This window comes from Longimonas haloalkaliphila (assembly GCF_055379825.1).
In genome coordinates this window covers 38,388-65,050 of record NZ_AP043949.1, presented here as the reverse complement: position 1 = coordinate 65,050, position 26,663 = coordinate 38,388, and the positions used below count along the sequence as shown (strand labels likewise).

The window sequence follows — 26,663 nt, the reverse complement described above, 5'->3', positions numbered from 1 at the left end:
ACGCTCTCCTATTGCATCTATTCTACCGTCTGCATAGCTTGCACCGGCGCCAGTAGTATCTCACGCTTACGCTGCCGCATGAGGTCGTTCGCTTCCTCCTAGCTTTCACAAATGTGCACGGTTTTATCAGGAAAATTTACGATGTAGTGGGTCTGTTTGATGTACACATGATGAGAAGTGTGCCAACAACCGTCCGGGCTATTTTCCCCTTCAAGCACTGCCGTGTTGATAGTACACGTTGAAACATTCGTGTAAGCAGTCTCCAACAGTAAGTGAGCAATTCCAGTATCATTGATTGTGTCAGTAGGCATACGTGGAAATCAAAGAATAATGAAGAAATAGTGATGTACAAGGTCGTAATACGCAACATGGTAACGCACAAAGGCAACACGGCATAGTAATCTACCAAGGGCCTTATCCCGGCCGATCTTGAACAGGTGTCTACTGACCCAACGAGAGACACATCCCGCTGTCAACCAACCGGAGGAAGGGGAAGAAACCGAGGCCGAAGTGCGTACCGCTGAAGTACGTGCGGTGGGCTTAAGTCACCGTTGGCAGTTCTTTTGGCCTTTTAAGGTTGTCCTTGATATAGACTTTGCAGTCCGCTTTCTTTGCAGCAACGGAAAGCTCAGCGACCCACCTCCACTCGGGTTGGAACTCCTCACACGTCCCAGTGAACTTCTGTTGAGCACCGATGACGACCATATCGAATGGGTTCAGGTCCTCAAAATCAAGGTGTTCCAACATCGGCTCACAGCTTAGCCATTTCACCTTCGCGTCGGTCTGGGCGAGATACTTCTCCGCGCGGGCAACCTCACTCTGCCGGTCAACCGTAGTACCAATCCAAGCATTATCAGAAAAGCTGAACTGGCTCAACTTTTGTGGAAATTTAGTAAGAAACATAAAGTTAAGCTCAGGTTTATGCGCTGTCGCATCCAAGATCAGATGGATCATCCAGTCGGGAATCCATATGCCGAAGATGTCACTCATCGACCCGACAAAGACATTTTTCTCGCGCACGTGATCGGGATCGGTAGGAACCCGTGCACTACGAATCGCAGCCAGGCGGCTCGGGAAGAAGGTGGGGTGGAACCTCTGCTTGTACCGCTTCTCACCAACCGAACGGGCATAGCAGTAGGAGCAAGTGTGAAGGCAGCCGGTGATCGGATTGACGGTACACGCGGCCCAGTCCACATGCTCGTTGGTGGTGTTGAGCCCAAGCAGATAGCCAGTCTCCTCGCAGTGCTGGAGGATCTTCCGGGCGAAGTCTGCAGCATCTACATTGCCCCCTTCGTTCTCAAAGAGCGAAATGGGCACACCGGCCTCGCGCTGCGCTTGGGGGACACCAATCGGAACAGCACTCTCGGCCATCGTCGGGGTGAGCATCTCCATAGGCACGGCCATGAGGGGATCTGTGAGGGTTGCATCCGTCAGATCCTTATCCACCGCATTGGCTGCTTGCGTTTCGTCCGCCTCTGCATCAGCAGTTTCAGGATCTTCAGTTTCACTGCCATTGGCCGCCGATGTCATGATTGCTTCCGGATCCACCGATGTCGTTTCTGGCGAAGAATCGTTGGAGAGAATGTCCACACTGGACTCCGGTACAAAGTCCGAGGGTTGCTCTGTAGAGGCCGAGACATGACTCGTCTCCTGGCTCTTAAATGCATCAAACTGGTCGCGAGCCGCCTTCACCTGCGTCAGCATGGGATCCTCCCCAGCAGGAGATTCAGATGAGACCATTTGTGTGGCGATGGCAACGAGGCTTTCAGCGACGCCCTCAGCAAGGGACGAGTCGATATGCGGAGCATACCTGCTGGATAGTACATCTAACACGGAGTCCGTGTCATCCTCCTCCGCGGCGCCGTCTTCGACGTTTCCATCGCTGGTACCGCCACTGTCTCGCTCGTCTGCACTGTCTCCGCCTGCCCCCACGTCCTCGCGTGGTGATCCGTCAGTCCAAGCGGAGGTATCGGAAGCGATCCCTCGACTCATATTCGACGGGGACGTTTCCAGTTCGGAGTCATCAGTTTTAGAATCAACGCCAGATGAGGTGACTTCCCGCACCACAGCTTCGATTTTCTTGCGCGTAAAGTCGTATGCATGCTCGGTCAGCACAGCGCTCCAGAGAGTCGCCAGCAGCTCTGGGTCATCTTTATACGGCTGAAGTGGACGCGTATGGGCCTCCACAGACGGAAGGGGAATGCTGCCCGGGTTATCAACAGCGGTTGACAGGTTAGCACGCGATTCCTCAGAAAGCGAGTCCGCGATCGTGCTCTGTCGGTTCTGGAGAGCATCGTAGACGGTCGCATAAGCGACCAGTTGATACCACCGTTGCTTGGAAAACCCGTGGCGCTCTTTGGCATACCCAGCGACAGTATCGAAGCCACGCTCGGTGTAGAGACGCTCATCGGTGATCCGACGAATTGCGCGAGCGGCCTCCAACTGCGCACTTTGGTATTGATCAATCTGGCGTTCGCATTGCTCAAGGTCAGAGGTTTCACCCTCTTCTTCGCTCGGACGATCTATCGTTGTGCGTTCGGGAGCCCCTATGCTATCGCCGGGGCGGCGGGGCGGCCTCCAAGCTCGCCGTTTACGACTTACATTTTCTGTACCTTCTGTTTCCATAAAAATTTGGGGGTTCGATCATGTAGAATGCGAATATGACCTATTCAGCATTATCGCACGCATCTGCCCTGACAGTGATGCCCGGAAAGCGCAAGTGTCAGAGAATCTGACTGTCTGACTATCTGGGCAAAAGCCATCGGTCCCTAATATGAATACAAAGAGAAGAATATATCCCCTCACACGTCCTATCAACTGCAAAACGATGGATTCTAATCCGGTGGATGAGGTGCACCGATGCATTTCGTAAGCAGGCAAATCACTATTCTGGACCCCCGCGAAAAGTAAACCGCGGTTGACAACAGCGCAGTTGCAATGAGAGTTCGTTTCACGTCTTCTTAACGACCCCTATTCTACGACCCCATGCTATATCTCGTAATCCCCCGCTATATCCCCTGAGATCCCATGTTGCATCGCAATACCGGAGAAGAAGAGGGATTCGGAGAGCGGTCCCGCACATCATAAAGGCTTGTTGCCCCGAGCCGCATATTCGGCTTGTCACATAATGAGGGATGGCACTGAATACCATTCAAAAAAAAAGATCATCCATCCCTATGCGAGAAGTCCGAACCCGCGAGGCTCCACCAGTCACAGACGCAGCATCGAACTGTCGGCACACCCGCCACTCTTCAGAAGGCGATAATCCCAAAAGGCAGACTGACAAAAGGCAGACTGAAAGCCGCTCTGAAACATCGTCTACGTCGTCGTCGGCTCGACGTCTGGTCCAATGCGCTCATGAAATCGACCGCAAGGCCAGCACGTATGAGCGCGATCATATTTATCCCAGTGATCGCGTAGAAATTATTATCGCCCTTACAGATCGGTATGGGCTAAAGGTCGGGGGCCCAGCCAAGGTGATCAAAGAAGACCGCCTCTTGGCATCTCTTACCGACCTCACAGCCGATGCCGTCCAGGAAATGGGCGGGCTTCATCGCTTAGATAATCCGGCGATAGGGACGGTACCTATAGGCGGCGGTGACGTGGAGGTATGGCTCACCGACGCAACGGAAGATATCATCGCGGTGTGGAAACTTTATCGCCTGAAGCCAAAAGAGATGGCTGAGATCGTCGATGCGGGCAGGAAGGGCGTCGATGTGGCCCTCAACCTCTATCAAAAGAAAACCGAGGGGTCTCGTAGGAGGTGCCGTCCACCAATGAGATCCGATCGCAAAGACGGTTCCGGCCCAAGTGCGAACCAAACCAGAGGTAAAATCGACGACGACACAGCACGTTCTTCAAGCTGTCAGCTGACGGGTTACAGACAGAGCCATAGCACGGTACCCCCCAGTAAAGACGAAGATACGTTACGCGAAGAGCACAGCACAGACGAGCCGACTCGGTGGCACAACTGCAGCAAGAGCCCGCTGGGGGTTGTCCTCAACGAACTACACGACATTGCAGGCCAATGCTCGGCCCAGCATGCTGTAGCGGTCCTGGCGGCGATGACGCAGCGTGAGACGACGCACACACCGTACTGTGAGTTCTACCTCAAGGATATCAAGGATGCGCTCCCTGGGGATGCGGCGAGTGAGGTTTCCATGCAGATGTTCGAGGAGATCGAGGAGAAGACGGGATACGTTACGTTTGACCAAGGACGGTACAACGGAACGTACCGCGACAAGCATAAGCTCTTGAATCTGGCAGTAATCGATCACGCAATAACATGCGCCAATAAACCGATTTCGGAGATCTATGACGAGTTTCGGCGGGCGCGCGACGAGTATAGCATTGACGAACATGGCATTAAAGAGCAGTCGTCAGAGGCGTTCCGGGAGACTCCCCGTCCGCAAATTGCGCCTTCGGAAGAGACGCCCTCGGAAGAGAGCCCTTCGGAATTATCGGACTTAAAATCCATACATTCAAGCACTACGGATTCAACGTCGTTTTCAACGAAGAAAACCTCGGCGGATGAAGTTTTGTCGGCTGAAAATTCGTTACTGCAGGATATGGCTTTGGGGTCTGGATCTATAGCATTCACGTCGTTACCCCCGGATCTGCTCTCAGGCTCACCTTCTTTATTTTTTGCTCCTCCATATACCTCAAGGAAGGAAGATCCTACGGGAAATTTTATCGCCCGGCTGCGCCCCTCTCTGGGTATAGAGGGTGCTGGCAGTAAGCGATTATCCCCGAAAATCGGCCCTGAGCGCCTACAGACCCGAAAAATCGGCCCTTTTGAGGAGAGTCCTAAAATTACACGTGTGGCTAATCCGGCGTCTAATAAAATGGACACCGGGGTTCCAGCCGGTCCCACTAAAGCCCGTCGCGCTATAGCGCGAACGACGTGCGACGCCCATACCCACGAGGCGATCTTTGACTATGTTCCCGAGGCTCGTGAGGATAAAGTCGTTTTTCGTTGGTGCGTATATGCGTTGTGGACCACATGGCATGACCGTACGACGAAGCGCCGCGTTCTACACCACGAGATTCTGGACTGGATCGGGTGTTATCGTTTTGACACGGGCGCTCAGTCGTTAAGCTACATCAGAGACCGCCTCGCGATCGACGTATCGAACACGTGGGCTCCTGACAGTCACACGCGCCAGATCATTGACGACGGCCTGCCTGAGAGGCTCTGGGGGATCGTACAGGAGGATCTGGAGACCGCCCCAGGTGACTACGAGCGGCGTGTCTATGTACTCTCAGGCGAACGCTATGGCCGCGCTGACGCCACACAGATCCGGCGTAGCATCGAGTCGGAGCTGGAGGACATGACTGCGCCCTCCACGACCGCCCGGCGTATCGCCGAGTACATGAACCGTATCCCTCCAGAGAACTTCAGCCGTTTTGATGACCGCATCGAGGACGCGCTTGAACACCTACAGCGGATGGACATCGACGTCAGTATTAGCGCCCAGGAGAAGGCGACACTACGTCGTCTGACCGGATGCACGAAAGAGGCGGACGGTACCCTTACAGGCGATGTGAGCCGCTACAAAGCGCGTGTACGCTTCAAGAAACGCCGCCTGGCGGATCAACTTCGTAATCGATATCGGAGTATCCTCCACACCATCTATGACCAACACAAGCCCTACTACTGCTACAGTCGAAGGGAGCGTACCGACCGGATCTTCTCCTACACTGACAGCGCACTCTTGCTGCCGTCGGAGCTGCGCGAGATTCTGTGCGAGGGCCTGTATGATGTCGATCTGAAGAGTGCGCATCTTTATATTGCCGCCTGGCTTTGGGATAGCGAGACCGCCCTGGACATTCTCACCGACGACGGCGACGTGGACACCAGCTACGACGTCTGGGTAGATCTGATGGACCACTGCCGTCCGCTCTTTGAGGCGCAGGGTCTGGAGGTACCGCAGAAAGGCGACCCCCTCTACGACACCGTGAAAGGGGGAATGAAAATCATGCTCTACTCGACCGTGTACGGCATGCCGGCCTCCTCCATCCAGGCCGAGGTCACAAAAGCTTTAAAGGCGATCTTAGGGCCGGATGTTGGCGCGCATTTGCGGGAGCACGAACTCATCGCCGAGCTGCTGCATGCCCGTGACGAGAAACTCCAGGCCCTGCAGCCTGGGGATGTGCTGGAGGGTCCGACCGGCATCACGATCCGCGTAGAGGTCGGCCTTGAGGAAGAAGGCAACTCCGATCGAGTCGGCCCCAAGAGCGCCCTCGCCAGTCTCGCTCAGAGCTACGAGCAAGAGCTGATGTCCGTACTGATCGACGTCGCCGAAGAGCGAGATCGTTTCAAGCCGATCTTGTGGCTCCACGATGGGGCGGCCTGTACGATCCGGTATGAGAATGCCACCCGGAAAGCGATCGATGAGAAGTTACTCGCTAAGCGCAAGGAACTAACGGCCCTTGCCCGTAAAGACACGCTACTCCCGGCCGCATTTACCATCGACGAGATCGAGCGCCCGGATGAACTCCCGGCTGCAGTAGATGACCGTATCGCTGCATCAGGTGGTGGCGTAGTCCGTCTTAAAGAGGGCGAGATGGCCGTCCAAGTACAGGAGGACGGACAGGAAGGGCAGGAGCAGACGGGTCTCCTCCTGCAGCATGAGCATGATCTCTACCGCATCGCAGACACGTACATCCGCATCACCGACGACGGATACACTATCACTACCGACCCATACCCTGAGGAAAAGATATGGCAGACAAACAGCAGCAATCCAGCGACAACTCATCAAACAACAACGGAAGACACCACCGCTCACGGCGATATCGAAGCCGATTCGGAGGCACCCACAACGCCTGTTCCTGGTGCGGAGACGACATCAAGGGACGCAGCGTCGTCACCCGTCTCGGATACGTACACCCAGAGTGCGCCCGATGCGTTGGCTAATCTTTACACAACTACCGTGACTTGATCGGCCTAACGTGATAAAAGAGGCAGGCAAAGCAGGGATGCTCTCGCCGCGTCGTTGAGCGAACCGTGTTGAGGTCAACTGGGCACGTAACGTGTTTCGTGTTGTAATGATGTCAAGCTGTCGCACCTCGATCTCCACGGATAACCGTTATTGCATTTAAAATAATGTATCGGCCAGGCAGGGGAATGATCTAAACAAGAATACAAGATCATTCCCCTGCGCAATTACCCCTGTCGAAAACAAGACATCATCAGCGTCCTGTCCAGGCGATTTCCCGCGCCCGGCCGAAATGCGACGACGATCTCATACGAAGATCATCGGGCGGGATGGTCCGTGTATCATGTGCGTACGAGCCCGGCACCACGAGTTCGGCCTGTACCAAGCCAGCCGGGCAACAAGACCGTATGTTCTCTTCCGGCAACAACCCAAGCGCGCATGCAGCACGGCAAAAGCACGCCGCATCCCGACGCCGCCACCGGCGACCTCACCGAGTGGAGCGGTATTACCGCCGGCCGTGTCACGGCCTGGGCCGAGGCGCTCGGTACCAGCGCAGACGCGATTGTGGAGGCGGCCCACGCCGTGACGCCATTGATGGATACGGGGACGAATAAGGCCCGCGAGTCGCACGAGCGCCCGACGGACCCGGCCTTGCGATGCATCGCGTGGCGCCGCGCAGATGTGAAACGGGTGCAGGCCCTGGTCGACTGAACGGGTCGACTGAACTGTTCAACTTGGAGAACTGATCGGGTCCTGGCCCCGGTTTTCCCTGACGCGTGTTTTTCCCTAATGAGATCCTACGTTTCCGATGCAAGGCAAACGAGCAACGGCCCACAATGCCCACGTCGCCCATGGTGACATCACCGAGTATGGCGGCATTGCCAGTGCCTACGTTCAGGCCTGGGCGGATGCCTTGGGCGTGGCGCCGGAAGCGGTCGTAAGTGCCGCCAGCCAGGTGCCGCCTTTGGTCGACACCGGCATGAGCGAAAGTAACTACGAGTCGCACGAACGCCCCACCGACCCGGCCCTGCGGTGCATCGCCTGGACGAGTGAAGACGTGGAGCGGGTGCGGGCGGTGGTGACTTCCTGATGGTGACTTCCTGATGGTGGCGTCTTGAACGTGGACGAAGCTGAAACAGTGGCTGAGACCGTGGTCGTCCTCAAACGCACGAGTCCGAGTCCTGAGTCCGCAGCCCGAGTCTGGGCTTCTCGGGCGTGCCCAACAGTCTGTTCTATCAGGATAACACCCACATGCTGTTTGATAACCTCAGCATACTCTTCTCAGATGCGAAGGAAGCCGTTAGCGAGACGAGAGAGGCGATGAAGCGGCTGTAGCCCAATTGCGCGGCGGCCAGTATGTTGACTTTTCCTTACGAGAGGGGTATCTTTTTGAATGTACCGGAAACGATATGTGTAGGAGTCCTCGTACCGACGTATTCCGACGTCATGTATTCCGACGTCATGTTCGGACAGAGAAGAATCCCCTCTCTCCCTGCGTTTGAGTCAAAGCCATACGCTGGAGCTTGAGCAAATAGTAGCAAAAGCGAAGCAAGTAGCAAAAGCGAAGCAGCCGAATGATCTGACTGCAAGCTTAGATGGCAGCGCCAGTGTGGGCTCCACAGTGTAAACTCTACAGTGTAAACTCTACAGTGTGGGCTCCTCGGAGTGAACTCCAACGACTATGCCATTAGTGTCCAGTGCCGGATCAGTTTCGGTGAGAGACGTAGGATGTGTGCCCGTATTTTTGGACCAGTAGGACATAGACCAGTAGGACATAGCAGAGCGGGCCCCTTCTTTTGATAGCCCGCTACGTGCTGCTCGCCTTTCGCTACCTGCCTGCGTCTCTTCGACGCTCCGTCGACGCCCCGTCTTAATCTTATTGTGCACGTGCGTTTTATTGTGCACGTATTTTATTGGGTACGTACATCTTTATCCTCCATTCGGAGCACACGTCTATCAGGCTAACGTCCCCCAATCCATACATGCGTTATCTCTACTTTGTCCTGTGGATGGCTCTTGCCCTACTGCTTGCAGCCTGCAGCCCCACCGACGACTTTTCAAGTCCAGAGGCCTTTCCGTACACGGCAACACTTGTTGACGGAAGCAAGCCGTTTTATCCGGTTGACCTAACAGGAGACGGCCGAGACGAACGCGTGATGCTTCTATCTGGTGCAGAGGGCAACGGCGTCAGGCTCCACACGCATGAGCGACGCACGATTGACCAGGTGAACTTCGCCGGTCAAATCGGAGAGAACCTCTACTTTGAAGACACAAACGGAGACGGTCGCCTGGAAATACTTGCTCCTGTTATGCGCAACGATTCGCTTTATATTGCGGTCGTCGATGCGCAGGCGCAAAAGCGCGAGCAGATCTTCGTGATGAGCGGCGAGCCACGCGTTGAACCTGATGGTACGATACCGTGGAGAGCGGAAGTCATGGACATTGTGTTCGATGATGTAACCGCTGATGGGGACGAAGAAATAATCGTAGTGGCTAAGACCCTGCTCGCACGGACGCCACGCGGCGTTTTCGTGCGGTCGTTTCCTGAAGGCGAACCCATCGGCGAATACCGCACCGGGGCGTCGATTAGAACGCCTGTTTTTTATGACCATGAGAACGGCAGCGCTCGCCTGATCTTCGGATCCACCGCTACAAACAACCAGGCATCCGTCGGTCTCATGAACGACCGCAACTCGTACGTAGCAGGCATTGGGCTCGGTGGAGAACGAAACGGCAACCCGGTGCTGGACTGGTACCGCCGCATGGGAGGGCTTTGGAGCATTACGAAATTGCATATCGGTGACTTTGACGGCACGGGCGCATCCAGTTTTATCGTGCACCGAAGGAGCGATAAAGCCCGCCCCAGCCCCGACCGTATTTTGCGACTTGATCCGGCGTCGGGCAACACAGAGGCGTCGTATACCCATCCGACCGAACTGGAGGGCTTTGCCGTGGGTGACCTCTACGGCAACGGACGCGACGAAATTATTGCAATCGATGGCCAAGGCGTACTGGTCGTGCTCAATGGCGACCTGACTGTAATCGAGGAACGGACTGTTTTAACAGAAGCCGAACAGTTGGGTGACGTCGGTCTCATTGTTCTACCCGGACTTATTGAGGCCGGGCGGGACAACGTGTTCTTGATAACGCCAATGGGCAGCCGGTTGCTTGGTCGCAATCTAACCACCCAGGCCGTTCTTCCGGGCATGCGCCCGCGCGACATCATGCAGCGCGATGCGTCGTCACCCTATCTGCTGGCCGAGAAAGGGGGGCGGTACGCCATTCTTTCGATCACTTCCAACCCCTTCTGGATGGTCTACCGATACGGTCTGTGGGTGCTGGGAGGCATAGGAGCGCTCCTCATTGCCGGAACGGGCGGCATGCTGTGGCGGCTGCGACGGCGCAATGCCCTGCTCGAAACTATCCCAGAGGCCACTCCCCTCGTTACCGAGCAAGAAGCCCTTGTGGTGGTGTACCCGGATCAACGCATCGAGCCTGTTGGGTATGCGGCCCGCGCATGGCTCTCCCTGAATAGCCAGACGCCCATCGCCCTCTCTAATCCAACGCTCCAAGAGCGCCAGGCCGCATTTATTGAATTCGTTGCGTCGCTACAGACGGCTCCCCGGCGGCCTCTCAATCAGACAGTCCCAATCAACACAAACGGCCAGGCGGACGCGAGTGCGGGTACAAGTGATGAGCGGCCCGATCACACGCCAACAAACGGGCCCATGCAGGCTATGCAGATCCACGCCGAACCCATGCCGGGGCGCTATGGCGACGAGGGATTCTGGGTGCTGACGCTGGAGCCCGAACAAGACCAGTTTCGAGACAACCGCGCCTGGGGACTCATGACGCGGCGCATTGCCCACGATCTCAAGAACCCACTCACCAGCATCTTACTCACGCTGCAGCGCCTGCAGATGGAGTACCGCGACCGGGCTCCAGATCTGGCCGAGGATCTCGACCCCTACACAACGCGCATCGAAGAGCGGATCGAGTACCTGCGGCGCATGACCAAGAACGTCATGAAGTTTATGGATGTCGAAGATCCCGCGTTTTCCAAAACCAACCTGAATGCGTTTTTGGATGCACAGGTAGAGAACCTACGGCGGGGACTGCCTCCTGATATTACACTGGACTGCAAGTTCGCGGGCGACCTGTCCCCGGTTCAGGTCGATACCGAACAGATGCAATCGGTCCTCGACAATCTCGTGGCGAATGCTGTTGAAGCGATGCCCGATGGCGGCAAAATCACCCTCGCCACATTTATGGAACGCAACTTGCGGATTTCTGCAGACACCAAGCCCACGGATTATGTGATTCTGGAAGTGATGGACACCGGCACTGGGATGACCAGCGCCGAACGCGAACAGGTCTTCGAGCCCGGATTTACCACCTCGGAAACCGGCACGGGGCTCGGGCTGGCCATCGTTAACAAGATCATACGCGACCACGATGGCGAGATCGAGATCCAGAGCGAGGTTGACACCGGATCGGTATTCTGCATCTACCTCCCCACAGCGGCAGATGCCCCCCCAGAGACCGATTCAGAGCAGCATGTGGCCTCTGCTACGGACTAAGAGGAATACACCTATGAGATATTTGCTGACACATCGTAGAGCCTCATGGCACAGTCAACACAACGCACGCATTTAGACGAAACTCAACCGGTGGGAAACCAATCAGGAGACGATCACACGCGGTGCGGTACCATTCTGGTCGTCGATGACGACCCGCACATTCGCGAAGGGCTCTCCGACATTCTTGATCATGCCGGACACGACATCATCGAAGCAAGCGATGGAAAAACGGCCTTGCATCTCATCAAGGAACGCGACATCAACCTGATGCTTCTCGACCTACAGCTGCCGCGCGTTGGCGGGATGAGCGTGCTGAAGCAGGTGGCCCACACCCATCCTGGCCTGCCCGTAGTGATCGTCAGCGGAAAAGGCACGATTCAAACTGCCGTGGAAGCCACCAAGCTCGGCGCCTACGACTTCCTCGAAAAGCCGGTCGATGCACAGCGCACCCTCATCACCGTGCGCAATGCGCTGGAGAAGTCGCAGTTGGAGCACGACCGCAGCCGGCTTTTGCGCGAGGTGCGAGCGCGATACCAGATGGTCGGGTCGAGCGAGCCGATGCAGCGCGTATACGACCTGATCGACAAGGCCGCCGCCACGTCGAGCAAGGTGCTCGTAACCGGCGAAAACGGCACCGGAAAGGAGCTTGTCGCCCGTGCGATTCACCACAACAGCGCGCGCGCCAGCGAACCGTTCGTGACCGTCAACTGCGCCGCGATCCCCGAGTCACTGATCGAGAGCGAGCTTTTCGGGCACGAGAAAGGCGCGTTCACCGGCGCCAAGAAACGGCGCAAGGGCAAGTTCGAGCAGGCCGACGGCGGCACGCTGTTTTTGGACGAGGTCGGCGACATGGGCACCATGACGCAGGCGAAGGCGCTCCGTGCGCTGCAAGAGGGCACGATCCAGCGCGTGGGGGGCGAAAAACCCATTTCGGTCGATGCGCGCGTCATCGCGGCCACCAACAAGAACCTGAAGGAAGAGATTGATGATGGGACGTTTCGGGAGGACCTCTACTACCGGCTGAACATCATCGCCATTGAGGTGCCGCCACTGCGCGCCCGGCGCGAAGACATCCCCAAGCTCATCGACCACTTCCTGGAGCAGTTCAGCGAAGCCAACAGCGTGGCCTCCCGCACCATCGACTCGGGGGCCCTGGCCAAGCTCATGGGACGCGAATGGCCCGGCAATGTGCGGCAACTGCGCAACGTGGTCGAACGCCTCGTGGCCCTAAGCGACAGCGCGACCATCCAGGTGGCCGAAGTAGGCCGCGCCTTGCAGGAGACCCCGCCCACCGCAGAGTCAACAGCCGAGAATAACGACCTGCGATCAGCCCGCGAAGAGTTTGAGCGCAGCTTTATCCACCGCACCCTGGTCGCTCATGACGGCGGAATCCAGGATACCGCCGATGCCCTCGGGATCAGCCGCAGCCACCTCTGGAAGAAGATGAAGCGCTACCAGATCGAGGCTCCCGGTGAATAGCGACTCCCCAAGCCACGCTGCCGAAGCCATCAACAAGATGCACCCACAGTACACGACAAAACCTGAGCGAGCCTTCACAGAACTGGCATTCCCACGCCCCCGGCACGTCATCCCGAGCGCAGTCGCTGTCTCTATATCACATCTCCAGATTCAAGGCATTGCAGGCCTGATACCAACCTTCCAGGCGTTCGCTCAGGCGTTGCCATCCGCGCCATAGCGTTTGCCATCCAGCCCGACCAGTGCGCTTGCTATCGTAGAAGCCGCCCAGACGCGCCAGGGCCCGGTAGGCCCACGCCACCGTGGGCGCCTCTGAAGGAATCGGCGCGTGCTTTTCGGTGCTCGTCCACAGACACTTCCATGCCGGTTCGGTTAAGACGCGCGTGCAGGGCGCCTGCGGCTCGGAGCGCGTCACCTGCTGCAACTGCAACAGCCGCACGGCCACGAACGCGAGAATAACCGACAGGCGCTCCAAGCCCTCTGGAGACTGCAAACGCCGCTCTTCGACCTTGCATCCGCTTTTCCAGACCTTGTGGTACTCTTCGACTTTCCACCGCTGACGGTAGTAGCCGACCACTCGCACGGCCTGCTCGAAGGAGCCGACCGGTTCGCTCGTCAGAAGCATCCAGTCGAGGCGCTCGCTCGGGTCGGGACTTGGGCCGGGGGAACTCGAAGGTTCGCTCGGGCCGGGACTTGGAGGTTCGCTCGCCCACACTACGTGGACCGGCAGCGGAGCGAGCGCGCGTTTCTGTCCGGGGTTGCCTCGACGCGAGGTCGGGTGCAAAACAACCGTGGCGGTGCGCACCGCCAGCCGGACCGCGTTGCGCGCCTTGCGCCCGCCGCGCTGCGGTACATCGACTTCGAGATAGCCCTCCACCGGCCGGGTCTGCATGTGCGCTTTGAGCTTTGTGGCCGGGGCAGCAGCGTCAACCGAAGCCTCAACCGAAGCCTCAACCGCAGCGTCAGCCGGAGTAGCAGTGTGCAGCAAGCGGTTCGTTTGCGCGGCGCGCACCACGAAGCGCTCCAAACGATAGGTCTTCTCCTGAAGGTACTCGTAGATGTCGGCCTCACGGTCGCAAACAGACACCACGCGATTTATGTCAAGGCCGCAGGTGGCTAAGCGCGGGCGCAGCCGCCGCCCCGCGCGCTCCCACTTGTAACTTTCCTTCTGCTGGTAGGGGCGCTGGCGCCGTCGGTTTTTCTTGCCGCGCTCCGACTTCGGGCGCATCCAGCGATACTGCTCGACGAGCCCGTAGAGCCGTTCGGCCCCGCCGGCCTCCGCTAAAAGCACCGAATGCACCTGAAAGCCGCGCGCGGTGTACGTCCCGAAGTGGCCGCCGAGGTCCCCCAACGCCAAGCGTGCCGCGTGCTCAAACGCCAGCGACGTGGTGTCTTCAATCGCTAAAAGCGTCCCGCCGGCCTGCGCAGTGGCCTGTGCGGTGGCCTGTGCGGTGGCCTGCGCGGCAGTGCGGAGAGTGCTCTCGAACCCGGCCTCTGCGATGGCCGCGGGGTCGACAGCAGGGTTGTTCAAAAGACGATAGGCGCCCAGCAAACGCGCCGGGTCGCCGTCAGTCGCTACGGGAGTGGAAGCATCGGGAAAGCGTGCTTGGTCGGCCGCATAGCTCACCAAGCGCTTGGTGCGCCGCTTGTCTCCGAGCTGGCAGGCCCCAAAGAGGGCTTCCGCCCACTGCTTTTGATCGGCTATGAACATGATTGCACCTTGAATGATTTCATCTTGAATGATTGTATTCCGAAAGTTGGGCTGCTGAAGAGACCAACGGTCGGCGCTTAACGCCACGTCATTCGGTGAGTTGCACCGCGAACGAATAAATGTGATATAGAGACAGAGCGCAGTCGAGGGATCTCCCCGGAATCGGCGGAATTAGACCGCAGACAGACAGCGATCCGCCCTTGTTTCCGCTCGGCTCAAAGAGATTACCGCAACGGATGACCTGTCGGCCCCTTCGTACAACAGGCATGACCTCCGGCCCTCGCTGCGCTCCTCAGAATGACAAAACCCGTTTCAAACAACGTTGCCAAAACGCAACACGGGCCTCAAAACGCGTTGCAGATACGCAACAGAAAAGACGGATGAGCCCGACCAGCTCCATCGGCGCAGGCAACACGCCCCCGATGGAGCTTTTTTTATTTAGATATGATGAAGTGGAATAGAGGTTGATGTGTACTCAGGCAGAGCGTGTAGACAGATCCCTCACGTAGCAGAAAAACCAGCCTACAAGGGCTGTAGCGCTGTTATGATTTGAGTGGGCTTTCCTTCGTCGGCATCTCTACAGAAGATGTCTGTTGGCTGAAGAGCAGTGGAAGGCCGGAGCACTTCACGTTCTCATCTGCGCATTTGCAATAAACCCCCTTCTTCCATGATTGCCCACCGTAGGTCACTGCGATTTTTGGTGCTCCTCCTTTTCCTTACCCTGGCTCCCTTTACGTTGTACGCCAATGACCTGTCGGGCTCCATCACAACGGATACTACCGTTGGACCCGGCGAAACAACAGTCACGGGTAACGTGACCGTAGAGCCCAGCGTAACGCTCACCATCGAGCCGGGAGCAATGTTGACTTTCGCTGGCTCATTCTCGCTGACAGTAAAAGGAAATATGGAGGCGGAAGGCACCGCCTCTTCGCCGATAACGTTCACTTCAGGGGCAGACGACCCGTCTGCAGGAGACTGGGGACAGATTCGGTTTCACGAGGATGCCTTTCCAGCTTCTGTGCTAAATCATGTTGTCGTTCAGTACGCAAGTACCGGGCTGTACGCAGCCAGTAGCAGTTCCATGACGCTGCAGGTGAGCAACATTACCATTAAAGATGTTTCAGAGACAGGTATCAATGTCTCAAACGCGCCGTTGGAATTAAACAGCACTGGCGGAAGCGCAACGATCCGAGATTTTGAGGACTACGGCATGTACGTGACAGGCACCTCGGCGTCGGTGACCGCCGACAACGTCACCATCGAGCAGACCGGAAGCCGCATTCGCAGCGGCAGCGGCGTGCGGATACGTAACGGCGCACTACTGAACCTGACCGGGTCGACGCTGCGCAGCAATGGGGTTGGGATAGATGTCTATCAGCAGCGCTTCGGCAATGACGAGTATCCACAACGTGTTATAGCATCAGGAAATCAGATCACGGCTAATGCTATTGGGGTGCGCGTCCGGCCTAATAACCGAGACTCACGCGGCAGGCAGTATCCAGATCAGTTTGAAGTGACCGGCAACGTCATTGCAGGTAACGTTGACTATGATGCGGCAATTTACGACGGGAGAAACGCAGGGTCCACCGAGTTGAACCTGACGGGCAACTGGTGGGGCACCCGCGATGGGGTAGCCATTGCCGAGCGCATCCGGGACCAGAGCGACGACGGGGGCTCGGCGTTTGCGAAGTTCATCCCGTACCTCGACAGCGAGGGCGGCAGCCCCACCACCACCGATGCCGACGGACGGGAGATGCGCGCGGGGTATGTCTTTGATGACGAGACTTGGTCACCAGCAACCCCGGTTGTTTTGGTCGGCAAGACGATTATGAACGGCCGGCTTACGCTTGCTGCCGGGACTGAGGTGCGCTCACGGGGCAATGGGCTGATCGCTTATGGAGAGGTCGTTTCAAATGCGACCGCGGGCAGTCCAGTAACGTTTGTCTCGGACCAGAGCACGCCCCGTGCAGGTGACTGGGCAGGGGTTACTTTGAAGGCAGGCGCTGCCGCGGACCTGGCCCACTGGCAGATACGACATGCCCGAACAGGACTCGTACTCCAAAACTGGAGCAGCACGAGGCAGATCAGCGCACTGGATGTCATGGACGTCAGCAACCGGGGCGTGCTCCTCCAGGGCAGTTCGGTCGACGCACAGGATTGGTCGATTTCGCAGTCCAGTGGAGAGGGCGTCAAGGCCGAGGATAACAGTGACTTGACCATGACGGGAGCGACGCTCCAGGATATCGGGTCAACGGCCCTCAACATCAGCGGGGCTACGGCAACGATCAGCGGCATGCAGATCCGAGATTTTGAGGACTACGGCATGTACGTGACAGGCACCTCGGCGTCGGTGACCGCCGACAACGTCACGATCGAGCAGACCGGAAGCCGCATTCGCAGCGGCAGCGGCGTGCGGATACGTAACGGCGCACTACTGAACCTGACCGGGTCGACGCTGCGCAGCAATGGGGTTGGGATAGATGTCTATCAGCAGCGCTTCGGCAATGACGAGTATCCACAACGTGTTATAGCATCAGGAAATCAGATCACGGCTAATGCTATTGGGGTGCGCGTCCGGCCTAATAACCGAGACTCACGCGGCAGGCAGTATCCAGATCAGTTTGAAGTGACCGGCAACGTCATTGCAGGTAACGTTGACTATGATGCGGCAATTTACGACGGGAGAAACGCAGGGTCCACCGAGTTGAACCTGACGGGCAACTGGTGGGGCACCCGCGATGGGGTAGCCATTGCCGAGCGCATCCGGGACCAGAGCGACGACGGGGGCTCGGCGTTTGCGAAGTTCATCCCGTACCTCGACAGCGAGGGCGGCAGCCCCACCACCACCGATGCCGACGGACGGGAGATGCGCGCGGGGTATGTCTTTGATGACGAGACTTGGTCACCAGCAACCCCGGTTGTTTTGGTCGGCAAGACGATTATGAACGGCCGGCTTACGCTTGCTGCCGGGACTGAGGTGCGCTCACGGGGCAATGGGCTGATCGCTTATGGAGAGGTCGTTTCAAATGCGACCGCGGGCAGTCCAGTAACGTTTGTCTCGGACCAGAGCACGCCCCGTGCAGGTGACTGGGCAGGGGTTACTTTGAAGGCAGGCGCTGCCGCGGACCTGGCCCACTGGCAGATACGACATGCCCGAACAGGACTCGTACTCCAAAACTGGAGCAGCACGAGGCAGATCAGCGCACTGGATGTCATGGACGTCAGCAACCGGGGCGTGCTCCTCCAGGGCAGTTCGGTCGACGCACAGGATTGGTCGATTTCGCAGTCCAGTGGAGAGGGCGTCAAGGCCGAGGATAACAGTGACTTGACCATGACGGGAGCGACGCTCCAGGATATCGGGTCAACGGCCCTCAACATCAGCGGGGCTACGGCAACGATCAGCGGCATGCAGATCCGAGATTTTGAGGACTACGGCATGTACGTGACAGGCACCTCGGCGTCGGTGACCGCCGACAACGTCACCATCGAGCAGACCGGAAGCCGCATTCGCAGCGGCAGCGGCGTGCGGATACGTAACGGCGCACTACTGAACCTGACCGGGTCGACGCTGCGCAGCAATGGGGTTGGGATAGATGTCTATCAGCAGCGCTTCGGCAATGACGAGTATCCACAACGTGTTATAGCATCAGGAAATCAGATCACGGCTAATGCTATTGGGGTGCGCGTCCGGCCTAATAACCGAGACTCACGCGGCAGGCAGTATCCAGATCAGTTTGAAGTGACCGGCAACGTCATTGCAGGTAACGTTGACTATGATGCGGCAATTTACGACGGGAGAAACGCAGGGTCCACCGAGTTGAACCTGACGGGCAACTGGTGGGGCACCCGCGATGGGGTAGCCATTGCCGAGCGCATCCGGGACCAGAGCGACGACGGGGGCTCGGCGTTTGCGAAGTTCATCCCGTACCTCGACAGCGAGGGCGGCAGCCCCACCACCACCGATGCCGACGGACGGGAAATACATGCAGGCATTGTAGCAGACTCTCCGGTCTGGAATGCCTCCTCAGATCATGTGGTCGTCGGTAACATCAGCGTTCTGGGCACTGGGGTGCTTACCATACAGCCAGGCACGGATATCTCATTTGTCAAAGGTACGATAGATGCTAACGGGAGTCTCCTCATATCTGGCACTGATGACCAGCGGATTCAATTTCTCCCTGAACAAGAAGGAGGATCCTGGGGAGGCATTCTCCTTCGTGATGGATCGCAGAGCTCTCAGATTTCCTATGCCACCATTAAGGGAGTCGGCACCGGTATTCGTGTCCTGGACGTACCCCAAGATCGGTTTGACCGGTTCCCAGTATTTGAGGGCCTTGACATCCGCGCCTCCGATACCGGTATCCGTGTTGAGAACAGCCGGGTAGACATTGCCAACTCCAAGATCATTGGCTTTGCAAATAACGGATTACGTGTAGATGGGGATCAGTCAGAGGTATACTTGACAGATCAGAGCACTATTGCACAGCAGGGCATAAATGCCCGAACAGGGACGTGTGTGGCTGTAGGCAATCGCAGCAACGTGTACGTGCGGCAGTCGACGATCGCTTCCTGTAACCGAGGTATAAACGCCTACTCCGATGGCTCCCAGAGCAACCCAACGACTGCTGATATTACTGGCACGGTGTTGGTGAACAACAACATTGGTATTCGGATCGACCCGCGCGACGACAACGACCCCTATCCATCAGTTAGCGCATCGGGGAACGATATTCTGGGCAATCTGGACTGGAACGTCCGGGTTGAACAGGGCAGAGACCCGGGAAGCACCACGTTTGACTTCACCGGCAACTGGTGGTCAGCAAGCGACTCCACCACAATTGCTCAAGGAGTATTTGATCGCGGTGACAACGAATCCGTAGCCCGCATCGACTTCGATCCATTCGCGTCGTCTGAGAACGGCACGTACGGTCTTGCAGACATTAACAGAGACGGCAAGACCGATGGTTTTGATTTATCCATCCTGGCCACTGCTTTCGGGCTGCGGGACGGTGATGAAGGCTATAACCCTGATGCCAACCTGTATGATGAGGATACGCGCATCGACGGCTTCGATCTTGCCATCTTAGGAACGCGGTTTGGGGAGTTGGGCGCAACGCTTCTCCAGCGCATAGCAGAACCTGAACCAGGCCGGGTCATCGCGTTGGCACCTGTTCATCCCAGCACGTTAGCGCCCTCGTTTAGCTCAGAGCCTGACAGTGTGCTCGCACGTGACCCATCAACTATTCGCGTAGAAGGGCCCGTGGGTCCCTTTGCCCCAGGCGATACGCTCAGCTACGCGGTACAGGTTGAGGGCACGCCCTCACTGTTTGCGGCAAACAGTGCTTTTCGCTACGATAGCGAACGTATTCGGTTTGTAGCCGGCCACGACGGAGGGTTCGTAAGCGCAGGAGGCACGGATTCAATTGTGTCGCTGTTAACGGCATCTGATGGGGCAGGAACCCTCGGACTGACGCGCATGAAGTCCGGGCGAGACAGTAGTCCTGCGGGAAGTGGTACGCTCGCCACGCTTCAGTTCGTCGCTACCCGTGATCTACAAGCCGCCCCGGCACTTGCCTTATCGAACGTGGGGCTTATCGCTCCGAACGGAATCACGCAGTATGACACTGAAGTCGATGGTGCCTCTTCCCCCTCTGACCCGGTCGTACCAGCGAGCACACGACTGGAGGGCGTATCTCCGAACCCAGTGTCCACCTCATCACAGATAACATTCACGACAGAAGCCTCACAGCGGGTCACAATCGCGCTTTATGACCTGATGGGACGGCGAGTACAGACGCTCACTGACCGAAGTTATGAGGCTGGCCAACACGAGGTACTGTTGGAAGGTCACAGGCTATCGAGTGGAGTGTACTTGTGCCGAATGCGAGCTGAAGACCGCATTCAGACAGTGAAGGTACACATCGTGAGATAGATCACTTTGTGAGATACCTAACTTCCACGCCTCCGTCGCCTGCTTCAGCATGTGTATGTTTGCGCCTTATAAAGCCATGATAGAACCCATTCGCTTCCGGTCTTCATCGTTCATCTTTCTTGCGATCTGTCTCACTTGGTGCACACTGATTTCCACAGAAGCAGTTGCTCAGGAAGGAGGGGACTCTACAGCAGAGGTGTATGCTGAGCAAGCCCTTCAGGCAATCGGCTGTGCAGCTGATCTGGTCCCGGGTCCGAGAGTCCCGATAGTGGACTCATTTGTGAGCATTGTTCTGGATACAGGAGAAAATGTACAGGCAGTCGTTGGTTCAGCAGCATACCGCGATGGGGGGCTGGAACTCGGGTTCACGAAACCCAATGGAGATCCATTAACAGATATCGATGGGAATCCATTAAATAAGGCTCAGTACTTTGAGATCAGTGGTTGCACGGTGCTGGGTAACCTTGTTCAAGGGCCGCAGACCAGCCTCCTGCGCCCTATTGTTGCATATCAGCGCGAGTTGTTTGAGCGCTTCAATCGGTCTTTTGACTTCTATGTAAACGATCCCGCAACGGTCCAAAGTGAGCGCTTAGAGGGGTGCGGTACGCACGAAAGACAGGGCGAGGTTTGCATTGGTCTCACAGCAGGAATCTATGAAGACGTGCTTGGGGCAGACGTTACAGACGGGTGGTTTCAAATTACTAACGGGCGTGTTGGGCCCGAAACGATAGCCAATGTTGCTGAATGGGAGGGGAATCCCTTTGCCCTCTTCGGCTACGCTCCTCTTTATGCAGGAGGACCTGTCCGAGCAGAGGTCACACTAAAGTTAGGAACGACGCCCATTTACACAACCAGTGTCAACCTGAGCGAATTAAGGGGGGGAGGCCAGATTTCTCTCAGAAAGCTTCCTTATAGCAGTTACAGGTACCTTCAGGATCTCACCCGTGAAGAATCTCTTTCTGCGGATGTGACATTCCGAGATCTTAGTTTCTTTGGCACCTTCAGCGGAAGCCGCGGAGACTCCACGGGAACAGTGCGGCTAACTCCAGAGGGGGCAACGTTTCCTCCCAGCACACCCTCGCTTTCGGTTGCGGAAGGTGAGAACACCATTACCTTGTCTATTAGTGGTGATGCAAGCGATTATGTCATTCATCGCTCAACGGAAAGTGGATTTACACCGACGGAAAGCAGCCGACTAACCTCAACAACTGAGTCTACTTATACCGATGCCGACTCGCTCATTGCTGGTCAGCAGTACTACTACAAAGCTATTGCAGTAAGCGCCAACTCAGGGAAGTACAGCGCACCCTCCGAAGAAGTTGAAGGGCAAATTAGGTCGGAATACCGGATCACGGGCCTGGATGCGTCTACACAGGAGGCCATTGCGTATGATCAAGGTACCATTGAGGGGCGCGTGGAGACGATTGAGGGCGACCCGGTGCCAAATGCAAATGTCACCCTGTCTATTCCCGATATTGAGTGGACTGCATCAAGCATTATAACCAACGATACTGGGAATTTCAGCACGCAGTACTTCGTTCCGGGAAAGGAAGGCGTATACACGCTTCGGGTTACCGCTCGTGCAGGCAACACAGCTCGGAGTAAGACGCAGTCTTTAATCGTGAGTCCTCGTCCTGAGTGGGGGCGAGACCTGTCATTGAGCACGCTGGCCGTTGCAGACTCTTTGGTCGAGGGAGGTGATGTGGTTGAAGTGGACCTGGGAGTGCTGAACAATTCCACGCAGGATGAACAGGTGGTTGTCACATACACCTTGGTTCGTGACAACGGTACCGAATCACTTCGCGAAACACAGGAGGCGGTTGTATTTGGAAGCTCCTCGCAGCTTATTTCATCCACCTTGTCGCTTCCCTCCAATATTCCGAGGGGGAGCTATCAGTTGAAAGCTTCCATTGAAAACACAGAAGAGCTGGACGAAAACCCATCAGATAATACGACATCAACAGACATCTACGTAGACCCCACCTCTTTTTCGTCGCCGGTTTACCGGACACAATCCCATTCGATTAGCGGGCTGGGAAACTCAATTGAAGTAGATAACCAGACGGTGACCCTCGAAGACTTTACCGATTCTACTGTAACGCTCCGAGTTGGAGGAGAGCAAACAGGAGAACTCCCCCTCGATGGAGAAGAGCAAGCACACTGGGTCAGCGGTACGGAGGATTTTCTTCTCCTGCCACGTTCGTTTGCACAGAGCGACTCCACAGTAACGTTTGATGCCGGTCGCTCCACGACATCTACCTCTGTGGCTCCCCAGCGTCTTCAGGCCCGAAGAGGCGCCCGCACATCCTTTACAGTCCAATACCGAGATGGGCAATCGCCTACGCCTTCCAACATTACTTTTCCTTTTGGGGCGGATCGGGACACACTGAACACATGGATCGGGAACGCGGGGAACGACTTCGTAGACGACCGGACCGCCACCTTGGGCTTGGAAGTCGAGCGCACCGCAGTATTACGTGATTACTCTGGATGGATGGAATGGAGCGATCCAGAGTATAGCTTTTATAAAGAGGTTGCAATTCGTTCTCGTCCCCTTCACGACCTCGAAATAGCAAACGTGGATGTGGAGAGTATTATTCCCGAGTCCAATGAAGCGATTCCTGACTTCATTCCTGGCGCGACTGTGCGCGTGACCGGAGAGGTCCAGAATAAGGGGGACTACCTGGAGCGGTTTCCGCTTAGCTTTGTTGTCCGAAAAGGGGAAAATGCTATTTTCTCTGAAGAGGTATACGTAACTGTTGACTCTACTCGCTTTTTCTCTTCGCCTCCTGGACCAGGGACAGTCTCTTTTTCTTTCGAGTGGCCAACGACAGGTCTCGAAGTTGATGCTGATTACACGATTTCTCTTGCACTTCCTGAAAGTAGCGATGAGAGCCCAGCGGATAACCAGTATGAGGAAACTATTACCCTGATTACTCCTCCGGAGATCGATGTAGAAGTGCGCTCTTTGGAATCGCCAGTGGAAGTCGGTGATGAAGTGCGTGCAAGAGCCTTTGTTGGAAGCAATGACATAGAAATAGACGATGCCTCGGTGACAGGTACCGTGCTGTTTCCAGGGGGGAGAGAGAAAGAGATCAACTTGGAGTTTAATCCAGAGACGTCTTTCTACGAAGGCACATTTTATGCAAACTTCGGGGGCAACTACCGGCTTCGTGTACAGGCTGAACGTCCCCCTTACCGTCCAGGGGAAGCAGAAAACCTGACGGCCAAAGCATATGTGGATGTCTCTACTGAAATACAACAAGAAGAAGTTGTGCTTGCGAAGAGCACGTTTATCGACATTCAAACGACCAACGTAGCAGGTCTCCATGGAGCCTCGATTGACGTTCTGTACGACGACTCGGTCGTAGACTATCATAGAAGTGCAGAGACGCCTTTCCTAAGTGACTTTGGTTCTTTCGACACCTCTGTACAGACAGCGGATCAGGACGGACGTGTAGTCGCGGGGATTACTCGGCTCGGACAGACCGCTGGAGCTACGTCTACGCGTGGGGCCAACCTGCTCTCTATGGCCTTCATAGGTGTGTCTCCGGGTGATGCGTCGTTTTCCCTTGATAACGTAGGTCTCGCCGACTCATACGGAGAACCCATGGCCGTTCGTGCTGCGTCATCTTCGGAGCAAGCAACGATTGTAGAGCAAAATGCGGCCGTCTCTATTATCTCACGCGATACCGTGGATACAGCCGTAGAACGAGACACATCCTGGATCAGCTTGACGGATGCCTACCGATTGAAAGGTTTTGAAGCAGAAATTTCCCTACCGAGCGACAAAGTCAATATTATTAGCGTTGTGGAGGGAGACGTACTCAGCGAAAACTGGGAAGCGGAGACCCTTTTTGTCGAAGACATTGATCAAGAGGAAGGAACGGTACAATTTGCAATCACCCGAACAGGTCAGCAGGCCGGTGTAGAAGTGAGTTCAGGATTGGTTGCAGGCGTAGTATATGATCCTCTTGTTTCTGGAAACGTGCCTGTTCAGATCGAAGCAGCGAATGTTATCTCAAGCTATAATGACCTTTCTATGCCCCACTTGTCACGCGATGGCGAGTTTGTTTTGAGCGGCGAGGGGGACGATGATTCGGGAGACGAGAACCCACCAGACCCAACGGTCGCTTTTACTGCCGATACTCTGCATGTGAACGCCGGGGAAGTTGTGGAAGCACATATCACGGCTGCTCATGTTAACAACCTTTCTGCCTTTGCCGCAGAGTTGCCGTTTGATTCCGATCAACTGAGCTTTGTTGATGTCATTGAGGGCCCGGTTCTGAGTGATCGCGGCCGTAAGCAGACGTCCCTCACCTATGAGACCCGACTGGATACGGTTGTAGTTGGTATCACGCAGTTAGGAGAAGATCAAGGAGTGAATGTTGCTGAAGCAGACACGCTCTGCACTGTCCGCTTTGATCGCAGTGGTGGTGATCCCACCAATCTGGTGACAGACAATGTTGGTCTTCTTTATCCTGATGGGACATCTGTTCCCTCTATCGAAGCTGCGGATACGCTTCATATCCAGGAAACAACATCTACATCGCCTGGAGACGATGCCACAACGTTATCTTTTTCCCCTACATCACTTCAGACCTCACCTGGCGAGTTGTTTACGCTTGCAGTGACAGTGGAAAATGTGGAGGATTTGTTTTCTGTAGCTCCAGATCTGGTTTTCGATCCGAATCAACTGACTTACGTAGAATCGGCCGAGGGCCCACTCCTGGGACGAGACGGAGCAAGCACTTCATTTACCACACAGGTAGACAATGAGGCGGGCGTTCTGGTAGTTGGTTTGTCGCGCATCGGAAATGATATCGGTGGAATCAGTACCACGGAAGCGGACACGCTTTTTACAGCAACATTTCGGCGCGACGGAGACGCAGAAGCGCAAATCAGATTCAACAACACGGGTCTTATTGAGCCAGATGGCATCACACAAATTCCTTTCGAGTCCGAACCGTTCACAATTCTTGATGCTGTCACGCCGGTGGAAGTGTCACTCACAGATGGGTTTCTATATACCCCTCCATCAGTCCAACCGGGGACTGACGCAAACCCCGTTGGTCGGCTTGGCATCAGTGCCAATGCATATGGTGCTGCGCTGCAAGACCTCAGAGTAGCGTTGAATGGCAGCGGGCAAGGAGTAAATAGCGTTGAGCTATGGAAAAGTACAGACGAGACATTTGATGCCACTGTGGCAGAGGAACTCGCTGCCGTTGCTCTAAACCCTGACCAAGATGTGCCGTCTAGCGTAAATTTTGACGGCCTGGCACAGAACCTTACTGAGGCAGGAGGTAACCTTTTTCTCGTAGTTGACTTAGACGCAGATGCCACAGGCAGTATTGAACCGGTAGTTGAGTCAGGAGCAGATGTGAGCATCACTGGTGGGGTCCTCACAAATGCACCCGAAAACTTTCCTTTTTTCTTGTCAGGCGAATCGGTTGCCCTACCGGTAGAACTTGCTTCATTCGAGGGCATGAGTTCGAATGACGGAATCACACTCACTTGGCAAACTGCATCTGAAACGAACAATGCTGGGTTCAATGTGCAGCGGTTCCACAATGGCCAGTGGGAAACTCTTTCTTTTATTGAAGGAGCGGGCACCACACCCGAACCGCAGGACTACCGCTTTCACGACGCAAGACCACCATACGCTGACTCGCTGGTGTATCGGTTAGAACAGGTCGATACCGATGGATCCGTGGAAGTCTCCCCGGAGACTGTTGTGCGTCGCACACCTGGTACAGAAGTTATCTTCGAGTCTCCATTTCCCAACCCAGCGCGCCAGCGCATCACAGTTCAGTATGTCATACCTGAAGGGGTTAAGCAGCCCATTCATCTTTCTGCCTACAATATGTTAGGACAGCGGATTGCCACACTTGCCGAAGGTACTGAAAGTCCTGGTCGAAAGGAGATATCTGTAAACGTTTCTGGGTGGGCATCCGGCACATACTTTTTGCGCCTTCGTGCGGGAGATGTAATCGAAAATAGAAGAGTGACCGTGGTGCGATAAT

9 protein-coding genes are annotated in these 26,663 nt (G+C 56.0%); 7 read left to right on the top strand and 2 right to left on the bottom strand.

Annotated elements, in window-relative coordinates:
- Positions 1-540 precede the first annotated feature (540 nt).
- Complete coding sequence (locus tag ACZ48V_RS15070) at positions 541-2,625, bottom strand: DUF5131 family protein (RefSeq protein WP_464543205.1); 2,085 nt, start codon at positions 2,623-2,625, stop codon at positions 541-543.
- A 551-nt stretch (positions 2,626-3,176) separates the two neighbouring features.
- Here ACZ48V_RS15070 and ACZ48V_RS15065 point away from each other — a divergent pair.
- The 5 genes from ACZ48V_RS15065 to ACZ48V_RS15045 all read left to right on the top strand — a co-directional run bounded on the left by ACZ48V_RS15065 (position 3,177) and on the right by ACZ48V_RS15045 (position 13,000).
- A complete protein-coding gene (locus ACZ48V_RS15065; protein ID WP_464543204.1) occupies positions 3,177-6,944 on the top strand; it encodes a hypothetical protein in 3,768 nt (1,255 codons plus the stop codon).
- A 435-nt stretch (positions 6,945-7,379) separates the two neighbouring features.
- On the top strand, positions 7,380-7,652 hold the full coding sequence (locus tag ACZ48V_RS15060; protein ID WP_464543202.1) for a hypothetical protein: 273 nt from the start codon (positions 7,380-7,382) through the stop codon (positions 7,650-7,652).
- Positions 7,653-7,749: 97 nt separating this feature from the next.
- Positions 7,750-8,031, top strand: a complete 282-nt coding sequence (locus ACZ48V_RS15055) for a hypothetical protein (protein WP_464543201.1) — start codon at positions 7,750-7,752, stop codon at positions 8,029-8,031.
- A 919-nt stretch (positions 8,032-8,950) separates the two neighbouring features.
- Positions 8,951-11,521 carry a sensor histidine kinase gene (locus ACZ48V_RS15050; RefSeq protein WP_464543199.1) on the top strand — a complete coding sequence of 857 codons (2,571 nt, stop codon included), beginning with the start codon at positions 8,951-8,953 and terminating at the stop codon, positions 11,519-11,521.
- 90 nt (positions 11,522-11,611) lie between these two features.
- Entirely contained in the window at positions 11,612-13,000 is a 1,389-nt protein-coding gene (locus ACZ48V_RS15045; protein ID WP_464543197.1) for a sigma-54-dependent transcriptional regulator, read from the top strand.
- 136 nt (positions 13,001-13,136) lie between these two features.
- Here the strand turns inward: ACZ48V_RS15045 and ACZ48V_RS15040 are convergent, their stop codons facing one another.
- Positions 13,137-14,795, bottom strand: a complete 1,659-nt coding sequence (locus ACZ48V_RS15040) for an IS4 family transposase (protein ID WP_464543195.1) — start codon at positions 14,793-14,795, stop codon at positions 13,137-13,139.
- 580 nt (positions 14,796-15,375) lie between these two features.
- On the opposite strand from ACZ48V_RS15040, the gene ACZ48V_RS15035 reads away from it, so the two are divergent.
- Both ACZ48V_RS15035 and ACZ48V_RS15030 read left to right on the top strand, forming a co-directional pair.
- The gene (locus ACZ48V_RS15035; RefSeq protein WP_464543193.1) at positions 15,376-20,640 is read left to right on the top strand and encodes a right-handed parallel beta-helix repeat-containing protein; all 5,265 of its coding nucleotides are present in this window, start codon (positions 15,376-15,378) and stop codon (positions 20,638-20,640) included.
- A 55-nt stretch (positions 20,641-20,695) separates the two neighbouring features.
- Positions 20,696-26,662 carry a T9SS type A sorting domain-containing protein gene (locus ACZ48V_RS15030; RefSeq protein WP_464543254.1) on the top strand — a complete coding sequence of 1,989 codons (5,967 nt, stop codon included), beginning with the start codon at positions 20,696-20,698 and terminating at the stop codon, positions 26,660-26,662.
- Position 26,663: the final 1 nt, after the last annotated feature.

What these genes read in the sequence shown, in the direction of transcription:
- ACZ48V_RS15070 (WP_464543205.1), bottom strand. Translation starts at nt 2,625, where the DNA reads ATGGAAACAGAAGGTACAGAAAATGTAAGTCGTAAACGGCGAGCTTGG.
- ACZ48V_RS15065 (WP_464543204.1), top strand. Translation starts at nt 3,177, where the DNA reads ATGCGAGAAGTCCGAACCCGCGAGGCTCCACCAGTCACAGACGCAGCA.
- ACZ48V_RS15060 (WP_464543202.1), top strand. Translation starts at nt 7,380, where the DNA reads ATGCAGCACGGCAAAAGCACGCCGCATCCCGACGCCGCCACCGGCGAC.
- ACZ48V_RS15055 (WP_464543201.1), top strand. Translation starts at nt 7,750, where the DNA reads ATGCAAGGCAAACGAGCAACGGCCCACAATGCCCACGTCGCCCATGGT.
- ACZ48V_RS15050 (WP_464543199.1), top strand. Translation starts at nt 8,951, where the DNA reads ATGGCTCTTGCCCTACTGCTTGCAGCCTGCAGCCCCACCGACGACTTT.
- ACZ48V_RS15035 (WP_464543193.1), top strand. Translation starts at nt 15,376, where the DNA reads ATGATTGCCCACCGTAGGTCACTGCGATTTTTGGTGCTCCTCCTTTTC.
- ACZ48V_RS15030 (WP_464543254.1), top strand. Translation starts at nt 20,696, where the DNA reads ATGTTTGCGCCTTATAAAGCCATGATAGAACCCATTCGCTTCCGGTCT.